The sequence below is a fragment of the Burkholderia vietnamiensis LMG 10929 genome (assembly GCF_000959445.1).
In the GTDB taxonomy this organism is placed as follows: domain Bacteria; phylum Pseudomonadota; class Gammaproteobacteria; order Burkholderiales; family Burkholderiaceae; genus Burkholderia; species Burkholderia vietnamiensis.
In genome coordinates this window covers 1949678-1965959 of record NZ_CP009631.1, presented here as the reverse complement: position 1 = coordinate 1965959, position 16282 = coordinate 1949678, and the positions used below count along the sequence as shown (strand labels likewise).

The 16282-nt window shown below is 64.6% G+C and carries 13 protein-coding genes, 1 tRNA gene and 2 pseudogenes; 7 read left to right on the top strand and 9 right to left on the bottom strand.

What is annotated here, in order from left to right; translation table 11 throughout:
- Positions 1–19: 19 nt before the first annotated feature.
- Entirely contained in the window at positions 20–2770 is a 2751-nt protein-coding gene (locus tag AK36_RS18950) for a type VI secretion system Vgr family protein (protein ID WP_106919350.1), read from the bottom strand.
- Positions 2771–3351: 581 nt separating this feature from the next.
- Between AK36_RS18950 and AK36_RS33080 the strand changes: the two are divergent.
- A pseudogene (locus tag AK36_RS33080) lies at positions 3352–3582 on the top strand (IS3 family transposase); the annotation flags it as partial.
- Positions 3583–3717: 135 nt separating this feature from the next.
- Here AK36_RS33080 and AK36_RS18940 read toward each other — a convergent pair.
- Both AK36_RS18940 and AK36_RS18935 read right to left on the bottom strand, forming a co-directional pair.
- Positions 3718–3811: transfer RNA gene (locus tag AK36_RS18940), tRNA-Ser, on the bottom strand.
- Between the two features lie 110 nt (positions 3812–3921).
- On the bottom strand, positions 3922–5175 hold the full coding sequence (locus AK36_RS18935; RefSeq protein WP_011885194.1) for an aspartate kinase: 1254 nt from the start codon (positions 5173–5175) through the stop codon (positions 3922–3924).
- Between AK36_RS18935 and AK36_RS34750 the strand changes: the two are divergent.
- Positions 5158–5395 (top strand): annotated as a pseudogene (locus AK36_RS34750) (hypothetical protein); the annotation flags it as partial. The gene AK36_RS18935 and the pseudogene AK36_RS34750 sit on opposite strands and share 18 nt — an antisense overlap.
- A gap of 122 nt (positions 5396–5517) precedes the next feature.
- Here the strand turns inward: AK36_RS34750 and tilS are convergent.
- The 4 genes from tilS to cysS form a co-directional block, all read right to left on the bottom strand.
- Positions 5518–6924, bottom strand: coding sequence for a tRNA lysidine(34) synthetase TilS (gene tilS, locus AK36_RS18930; protein ID WP_011885195.1), 1407 nt, complete (start codon positions 6922–6924; stop codon positions 5518–5520).
- Between the two features lie 43 nt (positions 6925–6967).
- Positions 6968–7939, bottom strand: a complete 972-nt coding sequence (locus AK36_RS18925; protein WP_011885196.1) for an acetyl-CoA carboxylase carboxyltransferase subunit alpha — start codon at positions 7937–7939, stop codon at positions 6968–6970.
- 99 nt (positions 7940–8038) lie between these two features.
- Entirely contained in the window at positions 8039–8902 is an 864-nt protein-coding gene (locus AK36_RS18920; RefSeq protein WP_045578966.1) for a DNA-3-methyladenine glycosylase family protein, read from the bottom strand.
- 43 nt (positions 8903–8945) lie between these two features.
- Positions 8946–10343, bottom strand: a complete 1398-nt coding sequence (gene cysS / locus AK36_RS18915) for a cysteine--tRNA ligase (RefSeq protein WP_014723256.1) — start codon at positions 10341–10343, stop codon at positions 8946–8948.
- A gap of 234 nt (positions 10344–10577) precedes the next feature.
- Between cysS and AK36_RS18910 the strand changes: the two genes are divergently transcribed.
- The 4 genes from AK36_RS18910 (at position 10578) to AK36_RS18895 (ending at position 13322) form a co-directional block, all read left to right on the top strand.
- Entirely contained in the window at positions 10578–11300 is a 723-nt protein-coding gene (locus AK36_RS18910; RefSeq protein WP_060044880.1) for a tetratricopeptide repeat protein, read from the top strand.
- Between the two features lie 39 nt (positions 11301–11339).
- Positions 11340–11915 carry a peptidylprolyl isomerase gene (locus AK36_RS18905; RefSeq protein WP_014723258.1) on the top strand — a complete coding sequence of 192 codons (576 nt, stop codon included), beginning with the start codon at positions 11340–11342 and terminating at the stop codon, positions 11913–11915.
- An 88-nt stretch (positions 11916–12003) separates the two neighbouring features.
- Positions 12004–12495, top strand: a complete 492-nt coding sequence (locus AK36_RS18900; protein ID WP_011885201.1) for a peptidylprolyl isomerase — start codon at positions 12004–12006, stop codon at positions 12493–12495.
- Positions 12496–12521: 26 nt separating this feature from the next.
- A complete protein-coding gene (locus AK36_RS18895) occupies positions 12522–13322 on the top strand; it encodes a UDP-2,3-diacylglucosamine diphosphatase (protein ID WP_045578965.1) in 801 nt (266 codons plus the stop codon).
- Between the two features lie 77 nt (positions 13323–13399).
- Here the strand turns inward: AK36_RS18895 and cysE are convergent, their stop codons facing one another.
- Positions 13400–14173 (bottom strand): serine O-acetyltransferase, encoded by a 774-nt coding sequence (gene cysE / locus AK36_RS18890; RefSeq protein ID WP_011885203.1) that lies wholly within the window; start codon positions 14171–14173, stop codon positions 13400–13402.
- A 178-nt stretch (positions 14174–14351) separates the two neighbouring features.
- Positions 14352–15176, bottom strand: a complete 825-nt coding sequence (locus AK36_RS18885) for an RNA methyltransferase (RefSeq protein WP_014723261.1) — start codon at positions 15174–15176, stop codon at positions 14352–14354.
- 279 nt (positions 15177–15455) lie between these two features.
- Between AK36_RS18885 and AK36_RS18880 the strand changes: the two genes are divergently transcribed.
- Complete coding sequence (locus tag AK36_RS18880; protein WP_011885205.1) at positions 15456–16259, top strand: inositol monophosphatase family protein; 804 nt, start codon at positions 15456–15458, stop codon at positions 16257–16259.
- Positions 16260–16282 lie beyond the last annotated feature (23 nt).

The window sequence follows — 16282 nt, the reverse complement described above, 5'->3', positions numbered from 1 at the left end:
TTAGTCGTTCACGAAGGGATCATTCCGAACCGTTGCCCGAGCTCGCGGGCAACTCCGGACGAAGCGCATGCAATTTCAGCGTCTCGATGTCCTCATTCTTCTGCTCGGCAACGTGGCCCAACTCATTCGTCATTCCCTTGATGCGAGTGCCGTCGCCCCGCACCAGTTCATAGGGGTGATTCTTCAACACCTCGCCAGAGATGCGATCTCGCAACACATACGGATCGTTGAACTTGGCTTGCGGCAGACTGTTCATATGCTGCGCAATCGAGCTCGGCCCCTGACGGCTGAGCGACGCCGATTTGATCGTGCGCGGACCTTGCGTGCCGTCTTCAATGCCAGCGGCCACCCACCGCGTGTACGAGCCGCCCGCCTTGATGATGATTTCATCGGCATCGAGCACAATACGCTTGGCCTTCACGGTCACATCTTTACCGGCATTGACGTTCACGTCATCCGTGTTGGCCGACAGTTTGATCGGACCTTTAGCCGTCACAAAGAACGCTCCGAGCTTCTGGGCGAAGAAGCTCACCTTTTCCGCAGCCGCCACGACGAGCGACTTGCCGGTCGCCATATACGTGTTCTCGTTGCTGACGACGTTGATCTCTTTCTCGGCCACGATATGCGTCGAGTTGTCCGCAACCAAAGCGATGTCCTTCGGCGTCGATACCAATATGTTCGGCTGCGAAAATCCGTTGGCGCTGCCGGTACCGCCACCTGCAGTCACGCCACCCGACGTATCGCCCGACACTGGGTGCTGGATGTCCTTCGACAACGCTTTTAGCGCATCCTGTCCGGTTTGCAGCGATTCCGCCTGGGCGGTTGTGCTTGCGCTTGATAGCGATTCGACCAACATCCCCGCCTGCTGCAACTGCGACCGCGCCTCATCCACGCCCATCTGTTCGTCGTCGTAGGATTTCGAATGCGCACTGATGGACAATCCCTTGCTGGCGCGAACTGCACCGAACTCGTCGGCGTGCAGGATGAAACCGGCGCCCAGATACTTCCCGCGCGTGTTGCCCTCATGCTTGATCAGGTAGCCCTGCGTCAGCGCCGCATAGCTCTTGCCGGTGTAGCTGACCAGGCGTGTGCCGCCTTGATTAGTGGAATCGTCGTGGACAAAGGAGTTGTATGCTCCTGTCTTTCCGAATCCCTCGGACTTAAACCCGGACAACAATGCGTTTGAATGCCATGGCGATGGGGTTGCGCCTCCGTTGATACGCCCTAATACGAACGGCTTGTCACAGTCGCCGTTCCAGTAGCCGACGATGACCCATTCCCGCGCCCTCGGAACATGAACCGCTCCATAACCGTTCCCAGTATCCGATTGAAGCGATGACAGCAATGGCGAGGAGGTGAAAGCGTCTGGTGGATTCTTGCGGTCCCATGCGAAATGCACCCTGATCTGATTCCGGTCGTTCGTCCATGCTTCGGCGCCATCGGGCGTCACGACAAGCGCGTGTTCGATCGACATGATCGGCTTCGGATGATCCAGCGGACTCCGGTATTCGACTGCCGTGGGTTGCGCCTCGACTTCGATCACGAAAAATCCGGCTGAACCATCCGCAGCATGTCCAGGCGTCTTAAAGCGCTCACTGTGGATCGCCTGCTGCTCGGCCAGCGTTGCGCGAAGGCTCTGCGGAAACTCGGCCGTCTGCTGGCCAATCGGCACATTGTTCTCGATGAACCAACGTGCCTCGATCACCAGAAACTCTCGCTTCTTCGCATCACCGCCTTCGTGGCGGGGATGTCCGTTCAACACAAACCGCGAACCGGCATCGAGCCAGCGCACGCCTCCGACACCAAAATATCGGCTTGCTCGCGCATCCCATACTTCTACCAGCCGTCGAGCTCGCGCCTCGCCCGTGTCCGAACTGGAATAGCCGTAAGCCGTCGATTCGTAGACGGTCATCGGCACATCAGGAACGCTACGCTCGACTTTCTGGCGGCGCTCCTCCGCGACATAGCTCGTCGCGGCAAGTGCACTCTCAGCCTGAAAATCGGACGCGGGCCGCTTGTAATCAAATGCACGCGATATGTAGCGCGTGCTCTGCATCGTCTGCACCCCTGCCCAATGGGCGAAGCCATCCGATTCGTTGCTGTCGTTCGCCCGAATGAACTCAACTGCCTTGGCATCTGGGAGAGTCGAGACGTGGTCGACGATAACGAGCGTCGTCTTTGGAGCGTCGCCTTCAGCAACGTTTTCATGGATCCAGTAGAAGTACCAGCCCTCGGCCTCAGCCAAGCGGTTCACAAAGTGAAGATCGGATTCGCTTTGCCGGCACCACGAACGCTTGGCAGGATCGGACAACAGCGAGAAACGGTACTGTCCGCGTAGCTGCGGATACCGATCAAGCACGTCGGAAATGATCTCCCGGGCGTCTTTCTCGAGCCAGCCTTCTTCGTTATGGGTTTTCTCAAGGAAGACCAGCGCCGATGAAAACTCGATCTGGTATGTCGAAAGGCCGCCATTACCGCCCAAATAGGCGACCCGATGCACGAAGCCGTGAACCGGACGATAGACAGGAATCGCAAAGGGAGCAGTGACTTGCTGAATCTGCAAGGTCACGGGCTGATGCATCAGCGACAGCAGCGCAGTGTCGTCGCGCGTCGACGCAACGTCGATCGTGTACGAATAGTCGCGCCCGATTCTGGCCGATCCGCGCGCCCGTAACGGCACCAGCGCATTCTTGCCGAGCGGCGTATCCAGCATCAGTAGTCGGCCCTGCTGCAAAACGCCGTTGCTGATCGCCTCATAGAGCTCGCGCAACTTCAAGTCCCCGAGTGCGGACGATCTGATATCCAATTTCGTTATCTCTCTCAGGTTCAACCGTCAAAATGCAGTGGCACAAGGACGGCAGCCGTTGCGACGGCACGTCGCTCGCGCGATTTTAGTCTAAAGTCTGAAGATTATGGTTCGACTCGACAAAACTCCACGCCCGTTGTCAATCGGAGCCGAGGCATCGCATTCGGATGCAATCGGCGACAGCGAGTCAGTTGCCACAAATTCGCTGGGCGGTGCCGGCGTCGGCAATGACGCAGGCAGGAAGGTTCATCAATTGTTCATCGCGGAGGATCAACTTCGGGATCGCGACCATGCATCGTCCGCAATCGTAAATTTGCCATCGGCACTGCCTTGGACAGCCCAATCGTAAAGTGGCGCTTCAGCAACTCGAAATACGTCCAGGTCAGTCGCCCCACGATCGCTTCGCGAACTGGTACGCACCATAGACGGCGCTGAACAACTTGGCCATGGCCGAACCGCCGTCCTCGCTCGTCACCAGAATATGAAATGCCATGCGAACTGCGCTGGATTTTGTGGAGCCTCGAACCCTTGAGGAAAATCGAGCCATGGACAAGAAGCCAAGGAAGTTTGCAAGAGAAGTCCGCGAGCAAGCGGTGCGTCTGGTACGCGAGTAGCGGAGTGACCACTCGTCGATGTGGGCAGCGGTTGAATCGATTGCACCGATGATCGGCTGCACACCGCAGAGGCTGCTGGATTGGGTCAAGCGCAACGAGCCCGAATGTGGAGCCCGCGAGGTCAAGGAAATGCTTCGGACCAACGAGATTCTCAAACTTGCGAAGTTAGGCTCGATGAGCCGCTGCAACAGCCAAGCCCATGATCCCATGAGCAGTTTGTGAGTCGATTCGATGGCGATAGCCACAAAAGAAAAAGCCCCGCAAGTCCGAGAACTTACGGGGCTTTGTCACCGCTTTTGGCGGAGACGGAGGGATTCGAACCCTCGATCCAGGTTTTGGCCCAGATGCTCCCTTAGCAGGGGAGTGCCTTCGACCTCTCGGCCACGTCTCCCAAACTTTCGCTCGCACCAGGGAGGCAGTGCGACGAGAACGAAATAATATAGGGTTTCGAACCGCCCGTCAATTTCCGCGATGCATTTTCTTCAATGCATCACGAAAAATTCACGGTGCCTGGTCGAGTTCGAATGCCTTGTGCAGCGCGCGGACCGCCAGCTCCATGTACTTCTCGTCGATCAGCACCGAAATCTTGATTTCGGACGTCGAGATCATCTGGATGTTGATGCCCTCTTCCGACAACGTACGGAACATCTTGCTCGCGACACCGACGTGCGAACGCATGCCGACGCCGACCACCGACACCTTCGACACCTTCGGGTCGCCCTGCACGCGCTCCGCGTTCACATGGCCCTTCACCTGATTGGTCAGGATGTCCATCGCCTTCTGGTAGTCGCCGCGACCGACCGTGAACGTGAAGTCGGTCTTGCCCTCGACGCTCTGGTTCTGGATGATCATGTCGACGTCGACGTTCGCGTCGGCGACCGGGCCGAGGATCTGATACGCGATGCCCGGCTTGTCGGGCACGCCCATCACCGCAATGCGTGCTTCGTCGCGCTGGAACGCGATGCCGGAAATGACTGCCTTTTCCATGGTCTCGTCTTCTTCAAAAGTAATCAGGGTGCCCGAGCGCATTTCTTCGTCGAGCGCAATCAGCGGGTCGGTCAGGCTCGACAGCACACGCGTCTTCACCTGGTATTTGCCGGCGAATTCGACCGAGCGGATCTGCAGAACCTTCGAGCCGAGACTCGCCATTTCCAGCATTTCCTCGAACGTCACGCGGTCGAGGCGGCGCGCCTCTTCGACCACGCGCGGGTCGGTCGTGTAGACGCCGTCGACGTCCGTATAGATCAGGCACTCTTCGGCACCGAGCGCAGCCGCAACCGCCACCGCCGACGTGTCCGAGCCGCCACGGCCGAGCGTCGTGATGTGGCCGTCCGGATCGACACCCTGGAAGCCCGTGATGATCACGACCTTGCCGGCGTTCAGATCCGCCTTCACGCGTTCGTCGTCGATCGAGTGGATACGCGCCTTCGTGAACGCGCTGTCCGTCTTGATCGGCACTTGCCAGCCGGCATAGCTCACGGCTTCGACGCCGATTTCCTGCAGCGCGATCGACAGCAGACCGACGCTGACCTGCTCGCCGGTCGACGCGATCATGTCGAGCTCACGCGGGCTCGGCTGGCTCGAAATCTCTTTCGCGAGACCGAGCAGGCGGTTGGTTTCGCCGGACATCGCGGACGGCACGACCACCATCTGGTGCCCGGCCTGATGCCATTTTGCGACGCGTTTCGCGACGTTCTTGATGCGCTCGACCGAGCCCATCGAAGTGCCGCCGTATTTGTGTACGATGAGTGCCATTGTCGTTCTGAACTGAAGGAGAAGCCGCACGGGCGCGCTGGGCAGGCCGCGTTGCCGTTCGGTCACGCGGCTTGTGGCTGTGGACGGACGACGAGGGGGACGGCTGGGACGCAACACGCAAGCGTGACGGAGTTTGCCCGGAAGGCCGATCAGGCCGCGCAAACCGGGTACGTCACGCGGAAAACCTGCACAAAACGCTCAAAAATCGAGCCGAGCAAACGTCCGAGCGTACCCGATAGAGGCCCGCTTGACAAGCCGCCCCGCCCGTTTGGCAAGCGTTCCGGCGCTGTTTACCAAATGGTAAAAAACCGGCGCGCGATCACCGCCGCCAGCGAGCCGCCGCTAAGCGATCAGCAGGTCGGGCCGCCATTCGATGCGGCGCCAGCGGCCGTCGGCCGCCAACCCGTCGCCATGATTGATGCCGAGCCGCGGCACGTACACGAGCCGCTCGCCGGCATACAGCAGCGGCACGTCGCGCTGCCACGCCGGCACGCCGCGCTCCTGGAACAGGTTCTTCAGCGTCCGACCGGGGCCGCCCGGCGACGTACGCAGCCGCTCGCCGCCGCTGCGTGCGCGCGCGACGAGCGCCCCGCTGCGCAGCAGCGCCTCCGGCACCGCCCCGTCGCTGCCCGCCTCCGCCGCGGCGAACACGAACGTGCCGCGCCATGCCGGCAGATGCCACACCTCGTCGCCGTTCCACACGAGCGACGAGTCGGGATGCGGCGTGCCGGTGCCGTCGTCCGGTGGCTCCGCGCTGTCGGCCAGCTCCCAATACACCGCATCGCGGTAGAGCCGCAGGCACTGGCCCGCGTGATCGACCCGCAGCGCATGCGCGTCGTGCGCATCGCGAAGCTGCCGCATCATGTTTGCCAGCCTGCCCGCCGACGCGCCGGGCAACCCGAGCTTGCGCATCCAGTAACGCAGCAGGTTCGCGCCGCGCGTGTCGTCGAACGCGATCAGCGCGTCGCGCGACAAGGCGCGGCCGTCGTCGCGCGCCGCGCCCGCGAAATCGAGCTCGGCGAGGTCGTCGAGCAGGCGCTGCGCGGCGGCCGCATGCTGGGCCGCGCGGCCGAGCGCGTCGCGAAAACCGGGGAAATGCACGGCGAGCGCCGGCAGCACGTCGAGCCGCAACGCATTGCGCGCATAGCGCGTGTCGGCATTCGATTCGTCGTCGATCCACGCGAGCTCGCGCTGCGCCGCATAGCGCTCCAGTTGCGCGCGCAACAGTCGCAGCAGCGGCCGCACGCGCTCGACGCTCGCGCCGTCAGGACGGTAGCGCGGCGCCATCGCGGCCAGGCCGGCGATTCCCGCACCGCGCAACAATTGCAGCAACACCGTCTCGGCCTGATCGTCGGCGTGCTGCGCAATCCAGAGCGCGGCGACGCCGTGACGCTCGCACATCGCGTCGAGCGCCGCATAGCGGCGCTCGCGCGCCGTCGCCTCGATGCCGAGGCCGCTGTCGCGCGGGACGTCGACCCGCTCCGATTCGAACGTGACCCCGAGCCGCTCCGCGGTCGCCTGCGCGTATGCGACCCAGGCGTCGGCGTTCGCGCTCAGCCCGTGATGCACGTGCAGCGCGACGCAGCGAGCGGCACCGGCGACGCGCACAGCCGCGTCGAGCAGCACCGTCGAGTCGAGGCCGCCGCTGTATGCGATGGCGATGCGCGCATCGGCCGGCAGCCCGGAAAGCGCCGCGCCGACCGCATCGAGGACGACGCGGTCGGCGCGGAATTCGGTTGGAGGAATCACGTGAGGGACGCGCGCCGGACGGCGCGCGATGTGAACACGCCGGTCATGCGCCGGGTGTGGTTTCCTTGAACTTGCCGTAGGCCATCAGGCGCTCGAAGCGGCGCTCGCGCAGCGCGTCGATGCTCATGCCCTGGAACTGGCGCAGCGAATCGGCGAGCGCACGGCGCAGCAACGCGGCCATGCCCTTAGGATCGCGGTGCGCGCCGCCGAGCGGCTCGTTGATGATCTTGTCGATCAGGCCGAGCGCCTTCAGTCGATGTGCGGTCAAGCCCAGCGCTTCCGCCGCCTCGGGCGCCTTCGCCGCGCTCTTCCACAGGATCGACGCGCAGCCTTCCGGCGAGATCACCGAATAGGTCGAGAACTGCAACATCATCACGGTATCGCCCACGGCGATCGCGAGCGCGCCGCCCGAACCGCCCTCGCCGATCACCGTCGTGATGATCGGCGTCTTCAGCTCGGCCATCACGTACAGGTTGCGGCCGATCGCCTCGGACTGGCCGCGCTCTTCCGCGCCGATGCCCGGGTACGCGCCCGGCGTGTCGACGAACGTGAAGATCGGCAGCCCGAACTTCTCGGCGAGCCGCATCAGCCGTTCGGCCTTGCGATAGCCTTCCGGACGCGGCATCCCGAAGTTGCGCGCCGCACGTTCCTTCGTGTCGCGCCCCTTCTGGTGGCCGATCACCATGCACGGATGACCGCCGAAGCGGGCGAGACCGCCGACGATCGAAACGTCGTCCGCGTATGCGCGGTCGCCGTGCAATTCGTGGAAATCGGTGAACAGTTCGGCAACGTAGTCGAGCGTGTACGGACGCTGCGGATGTCGCGCGATCTGCGAGACCTGCCACGGCGACAGGTTCGCGTACAGATCCTTCGTCAGTTGCTGGCTCTTCTTCGACAACCGCTCGATTTCTTCCGAAATATCGACAGCCGAGTCGTCCTGCACGAACCGCAGTTCTTCGATCTTGGCCTCGAGTTCGGCGATCGGCTGTTCGAAATCCAGAAACGTGGTCTTCATGTGTTCGAATCCTTGGGTCTTGCGGCAGCGCGTATTCTACCCGCGCGGGCGATGCGCAAAACCGGTTCTCAACTATTGATGTTTAAAACCTGATAGACGTCAATCGACGTCGCCATCGGGCACGTCGAGGCTGCGCCACATGTACCAGGTCGCGACGGTACGCCACGGCTCCCAGTTGGCGGCCACTTCGCGCGCTTCGCTGCGCGTGACGGGCTCTCCGCTGAAGTAGTTGACGCTAATCGCACGGATCAGGCCAGGATCGTCGAGCGGCAGGACATCCGGACGCGACAGGTTGAAGATCAGGAACATCTCGGCCGTCCAGCGGCTGATGCCGCGGATCTGCGTGAGTTCCGCGATCACGTCCTCGTCGTCCATCGACGTCCATTTGTCGACATGCAGCGCGCCCGACACGAAGTGCTGCGCGAGATCGAGAATGTATTCGGTCTTGCGCTTCGACAGGCCGCACGCGATCAGCTTGTCCGCGCCGAGCCGGATCACCGGTTGCGGCGCGAGCTTCGGACACGCATCCTCGATGCGCGCCCACAGCGCCTGCGCCGACGGCACCGAAATCTGCTGGCCGACGACCGAGCGCGCGAGCGTGACGAACGGCTCGCCGCGCTTCACGAGATGCGCCGGGCCGAACTTCGGGATCAGCTTCTTCAGAATGCGGTCGCGCTTGACGAGATCGGCGCATGCCTTGTCCCAGTATGCGGGACGCACGACGTCGGCGCTGCCCGCATCGTCGGATGCGCGCACCTTGCGAGCCGTGTCGGCAGCCGCCGACGTGGTTTCCGGCTGAGCCGGGTCGACGCCTTTCGCGCGCACCGGCTTCGCATGACCGTTGAGCGCGCCGTTCAGCACGGCGCGCGTCGCGTCCGACTTCGCCGCCGAGCCGCGCTTGGCTGCCGGACGCGCGGCGAGCGGAGTCGCACGCCTGACCGGCGCTTTTCTGGCCGTTGCCATCTTGCCTCCTACCCGACGGATCGATCAGTGGAACGCGCCGCGCTCATACGCGACGCCATTCGGTCGATCCGCCCGGTTTGTCTTCAAGTGCGATGCCGGCCTCGAGCAATTCCGCCCGAATCCGGTCCGCTTCGGCATAGTCCTTCGCTTGTTTCGCCGCGACGCGCGCGGCGATCCTCGCTTCGATTTCGTCGGCTGCGAGCGCGCCCGCCTGCGCGGAGCCGGCGCCCTGCTGCAGGAACGCGCGCGGCTCGCGGCCGAGCAGGCCCAGCAGGCCCGCCAGTTGTTTCAGTTGCCGCGCGAGCGATGCATCGCGCGTGCGGTTGACCTCGCCCGCGAGCTCGAACAACGTCGCCACCGCCACCGGCGTATTGATGTCGTCGTTCATCGCGGCCGCGAACCGCTGCGCGTAAGGCTCGTTCCAGTCGAGCGCGAGCGCATCGGGCTCGACGTCCTTCAGCGCCGTATACAGACGCGTGAGCGACGCGCGCGCATCGTCGAGGTGCACGTCGCTGTAGTTCAGCGGCGACCGGTAGTGCGTGCGCACGATGAAGAAGCGCATGACCTCGGCGTCGTACCGCTCGAGCACTTCGCGGATCGTGAAGAAGTTGCCGAGCGATTTCGACATCTTCTCGTTGTCGACCTGCACGAAGCCGTTGTGCATCCAGTAATTGACGAACGTCTGACCGGTCGCGCCTTCGCTCTGCGCAATCTCGTTCTCGTGGTGCGGGAATTGCAGATCCTGCCCGCCGCCGTGGATGTCGAAATGCTCGCCGAGCAATGTGCAGCCCATCGCGGAGCACTCGATGTGCCAGCCCGGCCGGCCCATCCCGTATTTCGATGCCCACGATGCGCCTTCGGGGTCCTCAGCTTTCGCGCGCTTCCACAACACGAAATCGAGCGGATCTTCCTTCGCGTCGTTGGCGGCCACGCGTTCGCCCGCGCGCAGATCGTCGAGCGACTTGCCGGACAGCTTCCCGTAGTTCGCGAACTTGCGGACCGAATAATTGACGTCGCCGTCGCTCGCCTGATACGCGTAGCCGTTCGCCTCGAGCTGCTCGATCATCCCGAGCATCTGCGGAATGAACTGCGTCGCGCGCGGCTCGATATCGGGCCGCTGGATGCCGAGCGCCGCTTCATCGTCGTGCATCGCGCCGATGAAGCGGTCGGTCAGCGACTTGATCGACTCGCCGTTCTCGACCGCGCGGCGGATGATCTTGTCGTCGACGTCGGTGATGTTGCGCACGTACGTGACCCGGTAGCCGATCGCACGCAGCCAGCGCTGGACGAGGTCGAACACGACCAGCATGCGCGCGTGGCCCACGTGACAATAGTCGTAGACGGTGATCCCGCATACGTACATTCGCACTTCGCCGGGCTGGCGCGGCACGAAAACTTGCTTGTCACGCGCGAGCGTGTTGTAGATGCGCAGTGATTCCATAGAGATGAACCGTGAGCCGAAGGAAACCGCCCTGGCGAAGCTCGCCCTGCATGCGAAACGGACGGACCACCTGCCGCGGCATGACGCCGGACGTCCTCGATATCACATGGGGCGGTCAGGCTGCAAGCACAGCGGTGACGGCCACGAGAGGCAAAGAAAGACTGTCTGCCGCTCGCCGGAACGCGCAGACGTTTTGTTAGAATGGCTCGGAGTATAACATTCCGATTTACGCCTATGAAACCTCATCGCGGCCGCGCGCCGAGCGCTGCGACCCTCGTTGCAACCGCCATCATGGGCGTCGCGCTGACGCTTTTCGCAGCCCCGGCAGCCCATGCGCAAAGAGCGCCCGCCATCGCCGACGGCACGCCCGAAATCGACGCGTCGATCTCCGGCAAGCAGTGGCAACAGGCGCTCGCGCAGCTCGATGCGCGCATTGCGGCGAATCCGCACGACGTGCAGGCGCAGTTCAAGCGCGGCACGGTGCTCGCACGCCTGAACCGCGACGACGACGCGATCCAGCAGTTCGTCGCGATCACGCAGGCGTACCCCGAACTGCCCGAACCGTACAACAACCTCGCGGCGCTGTACGCGAAGCACGGCCGCTACGACGAAGCGCGCAGCGCGCTCGTCACCGCGACGCAATCGAACCCGAGCTACTCGCTCGCGTACGAGAACCTCGGCGACCTGTACCTGCGTCTCGCCGCCGAATCGTACAAGCGCGCGCAATCGCTCGGCCGCACGAGCGGCGCAACCGCGCAGCGCCTTGCCGATCTGCAGAAGATCGTCACGCCGCCGAAAACGGCGGGCAACGCACGCGCGGTCACGCCGTCCACGCGCGCGTACACCGAGCGCGCCGCCGCGAACGTCAGCACCACCACGCTGCCGCTGTCGCCGACGTTCCAGTTCAACGGTCCGTCCGGCGCGCTGGCCGCTCCGTACGTCGCGCCGTCGCAGTAAGCGGCGCGGCCTCCCTTCCCTCCCCATCTGAGGATCGCAATGAAACGTCTGTTGCTGGCGCTTGGCGGCGCCGCCCTTGTCGCGACCGCGCCTGCTTTTGCGCAATCGGCTACCGCGCACCCCGTCGTGCAGCTGAAGACCTCGCAGGGCGACATTCGCGTCGAGCTCTACCCGGAGAAGGCACCGAAGACGGTCGCCAACTTCCTCGATTACGTGAAGGCCGGCCAGTACAACGGCACGATCTTCCATCGCGTGATCAAGGGCTTCATGATCCAGGGCGGCGGCTACAAGACCAACTTCGAGGAAAAGCCGACGCGTGCGCCGATCCCGCTGGAAAGCCGCAATGGTCTGAAGAACCTGACGGGCACGATCGCGATGGCGCGCACCAGCGATCCGAATTCGGCCACCGCGCAGTTCTTCATCAATACCGTCGACAACAGCGGCCTCGACTACCCGAACCCGGACGGCAACGGCTATGCGGTGTTCGGCAAGGTCGTGTCCGGCCTCGACGTCGTGAAGAAGATCGAAGGCGTGGCCACGACCTCGCGCGGCCCGATGCAGGACGTGCCGGCCCAGCCGGTCGTGATCGAATCGGCCAGCGTCGTCTCGAAATAAGCACCTGCCGGCACGTCCGGCGCCACACGCGGCCGCGTCGCACGACCGGCCGCGTGCCATTTAAACCGCCATACCGAAGGAATTCATCATGGTTGAACTGCATACGAACCACGGCGTGATCAAGCTCGAGCTGGACGCCGCGAAGGCACCGAAGACGGTCGAGAACTTCCTGAACTACGTGAAGAAGGGCCACTATGACGGCACGGTGTTCCACCGCGTGATCAACGGCTTCATGATCCAGGGCGGCGGCTTCGAGCCGGGCCTGAAGCAAAAGCCGACCGACGCGCCGATCGACAACGAAGCGAACAACGGCCTGAAGAACGACACGTACACGATCGCGATGGCGCGCACCAACGATCCGCATTCGGCCACCGCGCAGTTCTTCATCAACGTGAACGACAACGACTTCCTGAACCACTCGTCGCCGACGCCGCAGGGCTGGGGCTACGCGGTGTTCGGCAAGGTCGTCGAAGGCCAGGACGTGGTCGACAAGATCAAGGCCGTGAAGACGGGCAACGCTGGCTTCCACCAGGACGTGCCGGCCGACGACGTCGTGATCGAAAAGGCCGTGGTGGTCTAACGCACGGTTGCTACGGAGGCACTTCGATGCTGCAGGAGAGTCCGCCGCGAAGCGTCTCCGCGGGCGTGCCGGGTGAGCGCGAATACGCGCACGCCGCACGCCCGTTCCTGTTCCTGTCCGATCTGCACCTGAGCGACGCGATCCCGAAGACGGTCGCCGCGTTCGAGCATTTCGTGAAATACACCGCCGACAGCGCCGACTCGGTGTTCATCCTCGGCGACCTGTTCGAATACTGGATCGGCGACGACGTGCTCGACGACGATCCGTTCGCGGCGCGCATGGCCGCACTGATGCACACGTTCTCCGAGCGCGGCATCGCGCTCTACGTGATGCACGGCAACCGCGATTTCCTGCTCGGCCGGCGCTTCATGAAGGCGGCCGGCGCGATGCTGCTGCCCGACCCGGCGCTGATCACGGCGTTCGGTCAACGCATCGTGCTGGCCCACGGCGACGCGCAATGCACGGCCGACCGTCGTTATCAGATCTTCAGGCGCTTCGCGCGCAATCGCGTCGCGCAGGCGCTGTTCCTCGCGTGGCCGTTTCGCTGGCGCCGCGCGCTCGCGCAACGCATGCGCTCGAACAGCGAAGCGGGCCGGATGCGCCCGGTTTCAGCGGCCTACGACGTCACGCGTGACGGCGTGGCCACGCTGTTCCGCAAAGGCCGCGCGAGCGTGATCATTCACGGCCACACGCATCGCCCCGCGCGTCACACCGAGCCCGGCGGCATTCGCTGGGTGCTGCCCGACTGGGATCTCGACCACGGCATGCCGCGCGGCGGCTATCTGCGCGTCGATGCCGAAGGCATCCACGCGATGCCGCTCGACTGACCTCGGCCAACCTCGACTGACCGATCGACCGGCCAAGCGATACGGCTATCGCTGGCTCACCGCCCGCGCGGGTCGCGTCACGTTTGACGCTCGACCGACTTCCCCTCCAGCACGGCCGACAGGCGGCGCAGATCGAGACGCGCTGCGTCCGCGCCCTGTAGCGTTTCCAGATGGGTGCCGAGCTGCTCGAGCGCGGCGACGATCTCGTCGACGCGCCGGCTTTCCTTCGCCGCATGATCGATCAGGCCGTGTATCGCGAGCGACATCGGGTCGTCCGCGTTCGGCGTGATCCCGTACGCGCAGAACGCCGCGCGTTCGGGCTGCGGCTTCGGTTGCGCCGGCATCACGATGCGCGCCGGGTTGCCGACCGCGGTGCCGCCCGCCGGCACCGGCTTCACGACGACCGCGTTCGAACCGATCTTCGCGCCCGCACCGACCGTGAACCCGCCGAGCACCTTCGCCCCCGCGCCGACGATCACGCCGGCCTCGAGCGTCGGATGGCGCTTCGCGCCGCGCGTGAGCGACGTGCCGCCGAGCGTCACGCCCTGGTAGATCGTGCAGTCGTCGCCGACGATCGCGGTCTCGCCGATCACGACGCCCATCCCGTGATCGATGAAGACGCGCCGGCCGAGCGTCGCGCCCGGATGGATTTCGATCCCCGTCAAGAAGCGACCGAGCTGCGACGCGAACCGCGCGAGCCAGTAGCGTTTCGCGCGCCAGCAGGCATGCGCGAACCGATGCAGCACGAGCGCGTGCAGCCCCGGATAACAGGTGAGCACTTCCCAGGCACTGCGAGCGGCGGGGTCCCGCTCGCGAATCGTCGCAACGTCTTCGCGCAGTCTAGTGAACATGATCTGGTGTGGGCTGGAAAGGCCGGCGCGCCCGCCGGCCATGCCCGGCCGTTATCGCGCCGGGTTCTTTGCTTATGACGTTCGGCGATTGTAGGGCCACTCGCATACGGTCGCACGCGGGCGCGCGTTCACCCCGCCGCCGGCACGGGTATTCGTGCGCGGCGCGTGCGACGGCGGCTCACGCATCGCCGTCCGGGGCGCCCGTCTTCAGCAGGATATGCTTCGCGACGCCGCGCAGAATGTTGACCTCCTCGCGCTCGAGACCGGTGCGCGCGAACAGGCGCCGCAGCCGCGGCATCAGCTTCTTCGGATTGCGCGGATCGAGAAAATCGAGCGCGATCAGCGCGCGCTCGAGGTGGCCATACATTCGTTCGATCTCGTCGCTCTGCGCGAGCGTGCCGACCTCGGCCTGCACCGGCTGCGACTGCGCGCCGCCGTGCTCCAGGAACGCGACGCGCAGTTCATAGGCGAGCACCTGGATCGCCTGCGCGAGATTCAGCGAGCTGTAGGCCGGATTCGCCGGGATGTGCGCGAGCGCGCTGCACTGCTCGACGTGCTCGTTGGCGAGGCCGGTGCGCTCGTTGCCGAATACGAGCGCGATGTCGCCGGCGCCGACCTGCGCGCGCGCTTGCGCGGCCGCCGCGCGCGGCGCGAGCCGCGGCGGGCCGTACTCGCGCGTGCGGGCGGTCAGCGCGATCGACCAGTGCACGCCCGACAACGCGTCGCCGAGCGTAGGCACCACGTGCGCGCCGGCGAGGACGTCGTCCGCGCCGCTCGCCATCGCGATCGCTTCGGGGTCGCTCTGGACGTGCGGCACGCGCGGCGCGACCAGCACGAGCCGCGAGAAACCCATCGTCTTCAGCGCGCGGGCGGCCGCCCCGACGTTGCCGGGATGGCTCGGCTCGACGAGCACGAAGCGGGTGGAGGTGAAACCGCCGGACGGCGGCAGGGACGAGGCTGCGTCCGGTTCGGACGGCATGGCGGGGTTCTGCGGAGTTTCCACTCGATACGACTCGGTTCATCGGAATGGCCGTATGGTATCGCCATCGCCCCGGCAAACCCACTCGTCCGGATGGCTAGTGGGGGTTTCCTCGCATCGCGGCGCACCGAAATGCGCGAAAATCGGCTAAAATCATGCGCTTACGCGTCGCATCCCGTGCGCCGCGGTCGTACCCCGCTCTTTGTCAATTCGCGTCTCATGTCGCCCGGCACGTTTGCGCCGCTCCGGGCGGTGTGTTCCACTTCGTGGCGGCCCGTGCCGCCGGCTACAGGATCCAGGCTCATGCATCCCATGCTCAACATTGCTGTCAAGGCTGCGCGCCGCGCCGGACAGATCATCAATCGTGCGTCCCTCGATCTCGACCTCATCGAGATCCGCAAGAAGCAGCAGAACGACTTCGTCACCGAAGTGGACAAGGCCGCCGAAGAGGCGATCATCGAGACGCTGAAGACCGCCTACCCCGACCACGCGATCCTCGCGGAAGAATCGGGCGAATCGGAGAACGAATCCGAGTTCAAGTGGATCATCGATCCGCTCGACGGCACCACCAACTTCATCCACGGCTTCCCGTACTACTGCGTGTCGATCGCGCTCGAGCACAAGGGCGTCGTCACGCAGGCCGTCGTCTACGATCCGAACCGCAACGACCTGTTCACGGCCACCCGCGGCCGCGGCGCGTACCTGAACGACCGCCGCATTCGCGTCGGCCGGCGCGACCGCCTCGCCGACGCGCTGGTCGGCACGGGCTTCCCGTTCCGCGAGAAGGACGGCCTCGACGCGTATGCGCGCCTGTTCACCGAGATGACGCAAGCGTGCACGGGCCTGCGCCGCCCGGGCGCAGCCGCACTCGACCTCGCGAACGTCGCGGCCGGCCGTCTCGACGCGTTCTTCGAGCAGGGCATCAACGTGTGGGACATGGCGGCGGGTAGCCTGCTGATCACCGAGGCCGGCGGTCTCGTGGGCAACTACACGGGCGACGCGGACTTCCTGCATCGCCACGAGATCGTCGCCGCGAACCCGAAGATCTACGCGCAGATGATCCCGATCCTGAACCGCTACAGCCGCATGCACCCGGCAGCGGAGTAAGCTCGGGCCGCGCCCGCACGGCG

Bases quoted from the DNA above. Each gene is read 5' to 3' on its own strand.
- AK36_RS18910 (WP_060044880.1), top strand. From the start codon at position 10,578: ATGAAACCTCATCGCGGCCGCGCGCCGAGCGCTGCGACCCTCGTTGCA.
- AK36_RS18900 (WP_011885201.1), top strand. From the start codon at position 12,004: ATGGTTGAACTGCATACGAACCACGGCGTGATCAAGCTCGAGCTGGAC.
- AK36_RS18935 (WP_011885194.1), bottom strand. From the start codon at position 5,175: ATGGCACTCATCGTACACAAATACGGCGGCACTTCGATGGGCTCGGTC.
- AK36_RS18880 (WP_011885205.1), top strand. From the start codon at position 15,456: ATGCATCCCATGCTCAACATTGCTGTCAAGGCTGCGCGCCGCGCCGGA.
- AK36_RS18905 (WP_014723258.1), top strand. From the start codon at position 11,340: ATGAAACGTCTGTTGCTGGCGCTTGGCGGCGCCGCCCTTGTCGCGACC.
- cysS (WP_014723256.1), bottom strand. From the start codon at position 10,343: ATGGAATCACTGCGCATCTACAACACGCTCGCGCGTGACAAGCAAGTT.
- AK36_RS18925 (WP_011885196.1), bottom strand. From the start codon at position 7,939: ATGAAGACCACGTTTCTGGATTTCGAACAGCCGATCGCCGAACTCGAG.
- AK36_RS18920 (WP_045578966.1), bottom strand. From the start codon at position 8,902: ATGGCAACGGCCAGAAAAGCGCCGGTCAGGCGTGCGACTCCGCTCGCC.
- cysE (WP_011885203.1), bottom strand. From the start codon at position 14,173: ATGTTCACTAGACTGCGCGAAGACGTTGCGACGATTCGCGAGCGGGAC.
- AK36_RS18895 (WP_045578965.1), top strand. From the start codon at position 12,522: ATGCTGCAGGAGAGTCCGCCGCGAAGCGTCTCCGCGGGCGTGCCGGGT.